The sequence below is a fragment of the Mycobacterium pinniadriaticum genome, from assembly GCF_026242045.1.
GTDB lineage: Bacteria > Actinomycetota > Actinomycetes > Mycobacteriales > Mycobacteriaceae > Mycobacterium > Mycobacterium pinniadriaticum.
Genome location: NZ_JAPJDO010000007.1, coordinates 236,928 through 247,146, shown reverse-complemented (window position 1 = coordinate 247,146; position 10,219 = coordinate 236,928). Strand labels below are relative to the sequence as shown.

Below are 10,219 nucleotides of genomic sequence, written 5' to 3'. Positions count from 1 at the left end.
ACGCACCAGACTTTTCAGTGCGGTGTACTCCGGGCCCATCCGCGCCCGAGTCTTGATCCACGGCGGCTTACGCTCGATCGGCGTCTCCGCATTGCGGACCTCCAGACGCAGTAACTTGCGGCCGGCCGGTACAACGCTCATCTAGGAGATGGTCGCGATGGGACTGTTCTGCGTGACGGCCTGGTCCTCGGCTACCAGCAGAGAAATCGTACCCGACTGTGGGGCAACGATTTCCATGTCTGCCTTGTCGACCGCCACCTCGGCAATGAGGTCACCCTCTTGCACCTGGTCACCCTCGGCGACGAACCAGGTAGACACCACGCCCTCGGCCTCTGGATCATTCTGGGACATGGGTGGGAAAAGGACTTCCGCCATAGTGTTTTCTATTTCCTCATCATCTCGACAACCGCAGCGCGAATGCGCTCGGGGGTGGGAAGCACGGCCATTTCCAACGGTCTGGCGTACGGCAGTGACACGTCGGGGACGCAGACGCGCGCGGGCGCGGTTTTGAACAGCCCCGGATCACGCTCGGACACCCGGGCAATGATCTCGCCGGAAAGCCCGAACGATTCGTAATCCTCGTCGATTACCAGCAGCCGGCCGGTCTTGCCGACTGACTCGAGGACTGTCTCGGTGTCCAGCGGTACGAGACTGCGCAGATCGACTACCTCACAGTCGATTCCCTCGTGTGCGAGTTCGTCGGCGATATCAAGGGCATGATGCACCGATAGCGACAACGTGACGATCGAGATGTCGTTGCCGGCCCGCACCACCTTCGCCTTGCCCAACTCGACCTCGTAGGCCTCTCGAGGAACGGGCCCCAATGAGCGACTGGATTTCGACATCCACGACAGCCCCATGATCCCCTTGTGATACATGAAGACGACCGGGTTGTCGTCACGTATCGCGGCCGTCATCATTCCCTTGGCGTCTTCGGGCGAACTGGGCACCACGACCTTCATGCCCGGCAGATGGGCAAACGTCCCCCAGAGGCACTGCGAGTGCTGTGCGGCATCCGAGTAGCCGCCACCCACCGCTGTCATCAGGACAAGCGGAACGCTGATGTGGCCGCCGGAAAGAAGGTGGATCTTGGCCATGTGGTTGTAGATCTGGTCCATACAGACACCGAAGAAGTCGACGAACATCAGTTCCACGATCGGCCGCATACCCTCGACGGCGGCGCCCACGGCGGCGCCGATGAAGGCGGTCTCCGATATCGGGGTATCGATGACGCGCTCCGGGCCGAATCGGTCCAGCAGGCCGGTCGTTTCTCCGAAGACACCGCCGTACTTGCCGACGTCCTCGCCCATGACGAAGACCGACTCATCGGATGCCATCTCCGTGCTGATCGCTTCCACGATTGCCTTGGCGGCAGTCAGCTTTCGCGTCGAGCGGGCTGGCGCGGTTGAAGTCATTCGATCACTTCCTGTGCGAAGTAGTAATGGGTCTAGGCGAATTGGTAGTCACGTGCGGTTGCGGGATCCGGCTCCGGAGATGCCTTCGCGAACGCGATTGCACTTTGCACCCGCTCCTGAGCCCATCTGGACGTCTCTTCTGCGATGTCGTCGCTGAGCACCATGGCGTCGCGAAGCTGACGTTCGTACGCCGGGATCGGATCCCGGCTCGGGACGTCGCTGAGGTCGGGCCGGTAGACCTGGGGGTCGCCTTCGAAGTGACCCCACAGCCGCAGCGTCTCGACTTCGATCAACGTCGGCCCGCCGCCCGCTCGAGCCCGCGCCGTCGCCTCGCCCGCCGCAGCATGGACCGCATCGACCTCGTTGTTCTTCACCAGCACACCCGGCATCCCGTAGGCGACCGCACGATCGGCATTCGAAGCGACGCAGGTCGATTGCGCTTTCGACACCGACACCCCCCAACCGTTGTCCTCGATGACAAAGACAACCGGCAGCTTCCACAGCGCCGCCAGATTCAGCGACTCGTGGAAGGCTCCCTGGTTGGCCGCGCCCTCTCCGCACACTGCAAAGGCCACGCGACCGGTTCCTTCGCGCTTGAAAGCCATGCCGATTCCCACGGCGGTCGGCAATCCTTCGGCGATGATCCCCGAACACGAGAAATGGGTCTCCTTGTCGAACAGGTGCATATGGCCACCGCGGCCTCTGCTGAGTCCGTCGATGCGACCGAAGATCTCGGCGGTCATCTTGTTGATGTCAACATCCTTGGCCAGTGCCCACCCATGCGGCCGGTGCGGTCCGGTCACCGCGTCGTCACGCCGAAAATGCGGGTAGAACCCGGCGGGAACGGGCTCCTGCCCCGTCGACAGGTGCATCTCGCCTGGAATCTGTCCCTCGGCGATGTCGAAGCTCGGCTTTTTGTCCGCGTGATACTCGCGGAGAATGGCTTCCTCGTAAGTACGAATCAAGCGCATCATCCGGTACATCTCGAGTTGCACCGCACTGTCCATCAGAAGCGTCTCCTTACGCTATCGGCTGCCCAACACCACCCTCTGACCACCTCAGGGGCGTCGCAACCATCGAAATTTCAGATTCCCATGGGCCCAGCGGGATACCCACCGTCGATCGCCAGGTCACGGCATCGTTGTTGGCCGCCATGATTGTCCGGTGACAGGGTCGGAAGCCGTCACCAGCCGGATCCGTTGGTAGATCGACAGCGAGTCAGCCAGCGCCGGCAGACCATGCAGTTCGAACAAGTCTGGAGCTGCGCGGCTTTCCGTCCGCCAGCCCCGTAGTTCGAGGTAATCGGACAGATCGGGACGTGTCGACGTCGCCACGGTTTCTCCGGCCCTGATATCCACCTTCAATGTGCTTGGTCGCTCATTGAAACTGCGGGACGTTGCCATCTGACCCGCCAAACCCTCAATGTCGGTGACGATGTCAGCGGCCAGTCTGCTACCTGCGGCGCTGAGGGTGGTGATCGTGTCGAGCATTGCGTCGGCGTGTCCCGGCGGAAGGTAGGGAATCAAACCCTCAGCGCACCAGGCGGTAGGCAACTCCGGATCGAAGCCGCCGGCCCGCAACGGCTGCTCCCAGTCCCCGGTCAGGTCGACCGCGATCGGTATGCGGGTTGACCTCGCACGGGCCCGCGTCCCATCCATCGCTGCAGTCTTGAACTGGATCACCGCCGGTTGGTCCAGCTCATACACTGTCGTCGAGGGTGACCAATCCAGCCGGTAGGCACGCGAGTCCAGGCCTGCACCCAAGATGACCACCTGCCTGATGCCGACTTCTTGTGCGGCAGCGAGGAAGCCGTCGAAGAACGCCGTCCGCACCGCAACGAAGTCGACCAACCGTGGAAGCGCGAACCCGGATTCCGCCTCTTCGAGGTCCGCCGCAACCAGGTCGACGAAGAGCTTGACGCCGACTGCACGGACCAGGATCTCGGCGAACGGATCAGCGATGAGCGCCCCCGGCTTCCGCCCTGCCACTGCCCGTGCCGCGGCAGTCTCGGTAGCAGTGAGCCCGACACCGGATGCCAGATCCCATCCATCCTCGGCATTGACTGTCATGATCTGTTCCAGACTCCCTGGGAGGTGTTGTGCCCGTGCGAATGACGCGGTTCGATGCCGACAACGGACCGGTGCCCGTCTCTCCTCGTCGCTAGCGACCTTCTGCGCCAACGTCCTCGGCTGGCCGTACTCCCGGCTTCCGCACGGTCACCTCTCCTTCGAGGACCCGGGCCTGGCACGCGAGCCGCACCGTCCGAGTGGCCGTCAGGCGTTCGGACAGCAGTGTCAGCGTCTCTCGCTCGTTGTCTTTCATCGCCGAGATGTTGTCGGCACCGGACTTCACCTCAACCCAGCAGATCGAACACGTGCCGTCACCATGACACAGTGTCGGCCAGTGGTAACCACATCGCTGAGCGGCCGCCATGATACTCTCCCCCTCCCTGACGGCCAAGGTGATTCCACGAGGCTCGACCACAACCGTGTGTGTGCGCGCGGGCGCCGAGCATTGCTGCCTGGTCACTTCGCAAGGTAGTCCGAGATCGCCCGGTGAAAATTGCTGACGTTGCCGTCGGGGAATCCCCAGACCGGCCCGCGATACCCGCGTGAATGCACGCCCGCCTGCCACTTGGGAAGGTTGGTGAAATCCTGAGTCAGGATGGTCCCCCACGCCTTGGTTTCGTGCCATTCCTGGTAGAACTCTTGCTCCATGCCGGGAATGTCGGCGCCGGCCGGGAACAGCTTCAGGTAATAGGCATCGAAGATGCACTCCTCGTGGTTGAGACCGTTCGGCCTGAATCGGAACGACAGTGCGTTTCCAGCATTGCAGGGAATGGTCAAGTTGGGGAAGAGGTTCCACAGCTCGCCGGCCAGCAGATCAGCATCACTAAAAGCGCTGAGGTCAATGCCTTCGGCATCCGCCTGCTGACGACGAAGACCGGCGAAGAAGGACCCGACCGTCACATCCTCGGGCAGCTCGAGAACGGTTTCGATGAGCGTATTCGCCATCGCTACATCCGCTTCGTTGAAGAGGTCGGCTTCCGCCAGATCGCCCATCAACGCTTCCAGCAGGTCACGCCGATCAGTTCCGTCCATGCCGAGTCGAGGGCTCGGTGTTCCCATGTTGCCCGGCTTGATCCGGTGCATACCGTGATCACCGTACTGCTCGTAGATCATGCCGGTGTCATCGAGATATCTCAGTGCCTGCGGGTGTGTGCCAATCGCGTGGTATGTCTCGATGAACGCCTCGTGGCACAGTTTCCAGTTCGCCTTGATGATCGTGGAACGTACCCGGGTGCATGCCATGTTCTGGATGCCGTTTCTCTCCACCCGGGTCCCGACCTCGCCGAGATACTCCGCGAGGGGAACAGCCTCGGGATCCATGTTGATGAATACGAAGCCCGCCCACTCCTCGACCTTGCACTCCGGCAGACGCAGCGAATCCGGCGCCACCGCTGCCTGATCGAAGCCCTGCGGGTCGATGACCTCCTTCAGCGATCCGTCAAGGTGCCAAGCCCATGCGTGGGACGGACAGCGGATTTCCGCACACGAACCGCGGCCCTCCTTCAAGCGCATCCCCCGGTGCTGGCATGCGTTGAACAGAGCCTTGAGCGCACCTGTGCGAGTGCGGACGACCAGAATCGACTGATCGGCGATGGTGTACTCACAGAAGTCTCCCGGCTCGACGACTTCTTCGACACGGCAGGCGACTTGCCAGACCTTCGGCCAGAGCCTTTCGTTTTCCAGTCGAGCAAACTCAGGCGAGGTGTATCGCTCCGCAATTCCGGCTTCCGGACCCCGACTGAAGCGGTGCGGGTCGGTCTTCGGCTCTGCCGTCGATGTCATGGAAGCAGTCTCCTTCATCCTATGCGGCCCGGGACCTCGGCGAGATCCGGTTATCGGCGCAGACTTCGGCGTTTGATCTCGGTCTCCAGTACACGCGGCGTACCGCCGGCTCACAACATGACCCATTTCAAATGACGACTTGTGTCAGAGAATCGAAGACACCCATAACTGCTGCCCCACAGTTATTTTCGGCACCGTGGTGCCGATCGAATCGTCAGCGCGTTCAGAGACGCCACTCGCCAACAGCGAAAGCCGTCCAGCTCGCGCTGGACGGCTTTCACCATGACGCCCCTGGGCATGGCAGCCGGAGCGGACGGGCGGCCCGCTAGGAAATGCCCAACAGCTCGACCGCGGTGCCACCGAGCAGCTTCGCGTTCTGGTCGGGGGTGAGAGCATCCGTGATCGGCTTGTAGGTCGTCAGCGGGCTGAGGAAGCCTTCGCTGTGGGGCCAGTCGCTGCCGAACATGACGACGTCTTCCAGGCCGCTGTCGACGTAGGCCTTCACGGGCTCCATCGGATTGACGGTGCTGCGGAAGTGGTCGCGCAGGTAATCGCTCGGCTGCCGCTTCAATTGGACCGAATTCCGTCTCGCCAGCGCCTCGTAGCGGTACGAGATATCCAGACCCGGGCCGTTGACGACGTTCCCGGTGCTGCCCGGAATTCCCTCGGTGACACCGATCAGCGGATTGATCCATCCGGCAGTCAGCTCGACGGTCGCGAACTTGAGCTCCGGGAACTTGTCGAAGACACCGTTGAGTATCAGGTCCGCGGCGGCGATCTGGACACCGAGATGCGAGAAGGCCATGTCGAGGGCTGCGAACAGCGGATCGATGGCACCGGAGAACCAGCCCTCCTCCAGGCAGCTGGCTCGGACGTCAGCATCCTGAATGTGAAAGACCGGTACAATCCCGTTGTCCACGAACGCTTTCCAGGCTCTGTCGTGGTCTGGGTGGGACATCCGCCGGCCATCGACCAAACCGTACGAAACGAACGCCGCCTTGATCCCGTTCTTGCTCAGGTAGGACAGCTCGTTCTCGAGCCAACCGAGGTCGCCACCACGCAGCGTGACGTGTCCGGTGGGCTCCAGACGCCCCGCGCCCTCCTGGCGGACGGTGACCGCCCACCGGTTCCAGGCTGTCAGGTTGGCACGGATGATGTCGAGACGGTCATGGACGTATCGGCCCCAGACCGCCCCGAAATGCGGAAACAGGATGCTCTTGTCCACGCCCAATTCGTCGAGCTGGGCGACGCGCGCCTTGGGGTCGGTGCATGACGCCGGCATGTCGGCCACGTAGTCGACCTCGGCCGGCTTCCTGTCCTTCCAGTTCTGCCAGGGACCGAAGAACGAGACAAAGCCGTCCTCGGGAACCGTCTTGGCGTAGATCCACATCAGCTGGTTCGCCACCCGCGACCACAGCCACGGATAGCCGAGCTCGTCGCGCGTCATCTCGAGAGCCAGGTCTTTCTTGTCGGGATCGACGTGGTCCCGCCACATGTCGGGATACTCGAAAAGGTGCTGATCGAAGTCGAAGATCATGATGGCCTCCATCTGTCCAGCGGCGCTTGCTGTCCGGCGCGCAACGTGGTTGTCCTGGCCAACGTAACTTTGCGCCGAACACCCCCGGAAGAGTCCATAGTTCAGATGGCGCGAGCCACCCGGCTTTCCGCGTCAACGGGCACCGGCCCCCGGGCTTTCAGCGCACCCGGCGCGGGCGTCCGCCGTCGGGGAGAGCCCGACACACCCGTTGGTGACGGAGGCCCGGCACCGGCGGACTCTCCGCGCCGGGGGCCATCGACACATCCGCGCCGAGACAACCGTCGAAATCGGATGGACGACGTGTCACCGTGATGAGCCAACAGCACCGTCCAGGACCGTAGATGTGGATCTCGCGGACAACGGGCATATCCGAAGCCGCCTCGGACGCCGACGACCGGCGCCGGGAGAGCACGATTGCTCCCACAAAGCCGCCAACACGACGGAGGATGCTTCCGCCCGACTTCGCCTCGACACCGCTGCCGTTGGCTGTCATAGCCCCAGGCTGCGGCCGATCAGGTCCTTCATGATCTCGGTCGTACCACCGTAGATCGTTTGGATCCGAGTGTCGACGAAGTCCTTGGCGACCTTGTACTCGTTCATGTAGCCATAGCCGCCATGAAGCTGAAGGCAGGCATCGACAACGCGTTTCGCCAGCTCCGTGCACCACCATTTGGCTTTCGCCGCATCGACAGCGGTCAGCTCACCGTCCACTACCGCCCGCAAGCAACGGTCTACGTACTGTTCGGCGATGTCGAGCTCGGTATCGAGTTCGGCCAAGACGAACCGGTTGTGCTGAAAACTGCCGATGCTTTGACCGAAAGCGGTCCGGTCTTTCGCGTACTGCAATGTCTGGCGGTAGGTTTCACGCGCTCCGGCCACTGCCGAGATCGCTATCGACAGGCGCTCGGCGGGCAGGTTGGCCATCAGATGGTAGAAGCCGCGACCCTCGTCACCAAGGAGATTGGCTGCTGGTACCCGCACATCGGTGAAGTGCAGCTCGGCGGTGTCCTGCGCAGGCTGGCCCATCTTGTCCAGTTTTCGCCCCCGCTCGAACCCTGCCATCCCCCGTTCGACCACCAGTAGCGAGAATCCCTTGTGTCCCGCGTCGGGGTCGGTGCGGGCCACCACGATGACCAGATCGGCGTTGATACCCGCGGAGATGAATGTCTTCGACCCGTTGAGAATCCAGTCATCGCCGGCACGGATGGCGGTAGCGCGAATTCCGGCGAGATCGCTGCCCGCCCCTGGTTCACTCATCGCGATCGCGCCGATCAGCGCACCGGCCGAATAACCCGGAAGCCAGCGCTCCTTTTGTTCGGGCGTGGCCAATGTCTTGAGGTAGGGGCCCACGATATCGTTGTGCACGCTCAACGCCGGCGTGAGGAATCCGAACTTCGCGATCTCTTCAACGACGACGGCATTGAAGCGAAAATCGTCAGAACCACCACCGCCATACTCCTCGGGCATGTTGAATCCGATCAGCCCGTAACGCCCCGCCGCGGCATAGGCGGCGCGATCGACGATCCCGTTCTCCTCCCATCTGGCCGCATTCGGTGCGACTTCCCGGTCGATGTACCGCTTGGCGGTATCCCTCAGCTGTTCATGCTCGGGCTCGAAAACCAGGCGTTTCAAGAGATCCCCATTTCTCGAGGGTGCGCCAAGGCGGACATCGGCACCCGAATTCTGGTGGTGTCGGTCAGAGTGGGCGAGGACCGCCGACGCCGTCCTCACGACATGTACACGCTCATACCTGTTCGGCGGTATCAGCAGTGTTGAACCGGTAGTCCTCGAACTGGGCACGCAAGGTCTTCTTGCTGAACTTGCCAACGCTGGTTTTCGGCACCGCATCGATGAACTCGACCGCATCGGGCAGCCACCACTTCGCCACTCGCGGGACGAGATGGTCGATCACTTCCTCGGCGGTCAGAGATTCCCCGGACTTGACCACCACGCATGCCAGCGGACGTTCGACCCAACGCTCGTGCGGAATGGCTATGACGGCGGCCTCGGCGACCTTGGGATGGGACATGATCTCGTTCTCCAATTGCACCGAGCTGATCCACTCCCCACCCGATTTCACCAAGTCTTTGGTGCGGTCCACGAGCAGCAGCGAGCCGTAGGGGTCGCAGACCGCGACATCTCCGGTACGCAGCCAGCCATCATCGGTGAAGGACGCGTGGTGATCCTCGCTGTGATAGTAGGAACTCGCAATCCAAGGGCCGGCCGCCTGGACTTCTCCGGTGCTTCTGTCATCGCGCGGCACCTCCATCCCGGTTTGCGAGTCGACCACCCGCAGCTCCACCAACGGTGCTGGAAAACCCTGCCGCGACATCGCTTCGGCCAGTTGCTCTTCGCTCAGACCGGCGTGATGAGTACGGGGCCTGCAGACGGCGGCCACCGGGCTGGTTTCGGTCATCCCCCACACCTGGGTTATCGGCACTCCGATTTCGCGCTGATACAGCTGCGAGAGCGCCTTGGGCACGGCGGACCCGCCGCTGAGGATGAATCGCAGTTCGGTGAGGTCGTAGCCGGCCAGCAGAGGTGCGGCGCCCATCCAGATCGTCGGTACGGCACCGGTGACGGTGACTCGATGATCGGAGAGAAGTCCAAGCAGCACTTGCGGGCTCATGTTGGGGCCGGGAAGCACGAGGTCGGCACCCGCCAGCAGAGCTGCGTACGGCAGACCCCACGAATTGGCATGGAACATCGGGACGATGGGCATCACGACGTCTCGCTCGCCGAGTCCCAGCACATCCGCCGCCAGCACCGTCAGCGAGTGCAGGACGGTTGAGCGATGGGAATACATCACTCCTTTGGGATTGCCGGTCGTACCCGAGGTGTAGCACATCGCTGACGCAGTGTTCTCATCCTCGATGACGAAGTCACCCCGGCGGGGGGCATTGTCGGCGAGCAACCGAGCGTATCCGAGCACACGGGGATCTTCTGGGATCTCGCCGTCAGATCCGTCATCGATCACTACGAAGTACTTCACGGTCGGCATCTCTTCGGCCAGTGGCCAGAGTGCCGACACTAGAGACCGGTCAACGAACAGGATTTCGTCTTGCGCATGGTTGACGATGTACACGATCTGTTCGGGGAACAGCCGTATGTTGACGGTATGGAGTACCCGTCCGGTACATGGTGCGGCCAGATAGAGCGCCAGGTGCGATTCGGTGTTCCAGCAGAAAGTGCCCACCCGCGCTTCGGCACCGATACCAAGCTCGTCGAACGCGGTGGCCAGCCGGCGTACCTGGTCGCAGACGCTCGCCAGCGTCGAGACCACAACAGCGCCGGTTCCGGTGGCGGTCACGACTTTCTTGTGACCGAAGTAGCGTTCCGCGCGATGAAACACGTGCGGTAGTGACAGCGATCGCTGCTGCATCAAGCCATGCACGGCGATTCCTTCCGGCGGGATA

General features: G+C 62.5%; 9 protein-coding genes and 1 pseudogene. All 10 read right to left on the bottom strand.

The features are described from left to right. Positions 1-141: pseudogene (locus ORI27_RS11285) on the bottom strand (lipoyl synthase); the annotation flags it as partial. Then, positions 142-351: a lipoyl domain-containing protein gene (locus ORI27_RS11280; RefSeq protein ID WP_265996910.1), complete on the bottom strand. Its 210-nt coding sequence runs from the start codon at positions 349-351 to the stop codon at positions 142-144. 32 nt (positions 352-383) lie between these two features. Then, positions 384-1,415 carry an alpha-ketoacid dehydrogenase subunit beta gene (locus ORI27_RS11275; protein WP_265996909.1) on the bottom strand — a complete coding sequence of 344 codons (1,032 nt, stop codon included), beginning with the start codon at positions 1,413-1,415 and terminating at the stop codon, positions 384-386. Between the two features lie 32 nt (positions 1,416-1,447). Next, positions 1,448-2,422: a thiamine pyrophosphate-dependent dehydrogenase E1 component subunit alpha gene (locus ORI27_RS11270; RefSeq protein WP_265996908.1), complete on the bottom strand. Its 975-nt coding sequence runs from the start codon at positions 2,420-2,422 to the stop codon at positions 1,448-1,450. Between the two features lie 123 nt (positions 2,423-2,545). Continuing rightward, positions 2,546-3,484 carry an SAM-dependent methyltransferase gene (locus tag ORI27_RS11265; RefSeq protein ID WP_265996907.1) on the bottom strand — a complete coding sequence of 313 codons (939 nt, stop codon included), beginning with the start codon at positions 3,482-3,484 and terminating at the stop codon, positions 2,546-2,548. Between the two features lie 91 nt (positions 3,485-3,575). Further along, entirely contained in the window at positions 3,576-3,899 is a 324-nt protein-coding gene (locus ORI27_RS11260) for a 2Fe-2S iron-sulfur cluster-binding protein (RefSeq protein ID WP_265996906.1), read from the bottom strand. Between the two features lie 41 nt (positions 3,900-3,940). Next, a complete protein-coding gene (locus ORI27_RS11255) occupies positions 3,941-5,266 on the bottom strand; it encodes an aromatic ring-hydroxylating oxygenase subunit alpha (RefSeq protein ID WP_265996905.1) in 1,326 nt (441 codons plus the stop codon). Between the two features lie 325 nt (positions 5,267-5,591). Beyond that, on the bottom strand, positions 5,592-6,803 hold the full coding sequence (locus ORI27_RS11250) for an amidohydrolase family protein (RefSeq protein WP_265996904.1): 1,212 nt from the start codon (positions 6,801-6,803) through the stop codon (positions 5,592-5,594). A 489-nt stretch (positions 6,804-7,292) separates the two neighbouring features. Beyond that, positions 7,293-8,435 (bottom strand): acyl-CoA dehydrogenase family protein, encoded by a 1,143-nt coding sequence (locus tag ORI27_RS11245; protein WP_265996903.1) that lies wholly within the window; start codon positions 8,433-8,435, stop codon positions 7,293-7,295. Positions 8,436-8,547: 112 nt separating this feature from the next. Further along, complete coding sequence (locus tag ORI27_RS11240; RefSeq protein ID WP_265996902.1) at positions 8,548-10,197, bottom strand: long-chain fatty acid--CoA ligase; 1,650 nt, start codon at positions 10,195-10,197, stop codon at positions 8,548-8,550. Positions 10,198-10,219 lie beyond the last annotated feature (22 nt).

Bases quoted from the DNA above. Each gene is read 5' to 3' on its own strand.
- ORI27_RS11250 (WP_265996904.1), bottom strand. From the start codon at position 6,803: ATGATCTTCGACTTCGATCAGCACCTTTTCGAGTATCCCGACATGTGG.
- ORI27_RS11265 (WP_265996907.1), bottom strand. From the start codon at position 3,484: ATGACAGTCAATGCCGAGGATGGATGGGATCTGGCATCCGGTGTCGGG.
- ORI27_RS11270 (WP_265996908.1), bottom strand. From the start codon at position 2,422: ATGGACAGTGCGGTGCAACTCGAGATGTACCGGATGATGCGCTTGATT.
- ORI27_RS11255 (WP_265996905.1), bottom strand. From the start codon at position 5,266: ATGACATCGACGGCAGAGCCGAAGACCGACCCGCACCGCTTCAGTCGG.
- ORI27_RS11280 (WP_265996910.1), bottom strand. From the start codon at position 351: ATGTCCCAGAATGATCCAGAGGCCGAGGGCGTGGTGTCTACCTGGTTC.
- ORI27_RS11275 (WP_265996909.1), bottom strand. From the start codon at position 1,415: ATGACTTCAACCGCGCCAGCCCGCTCGACGCGAAAGCTGACTGCCGCC.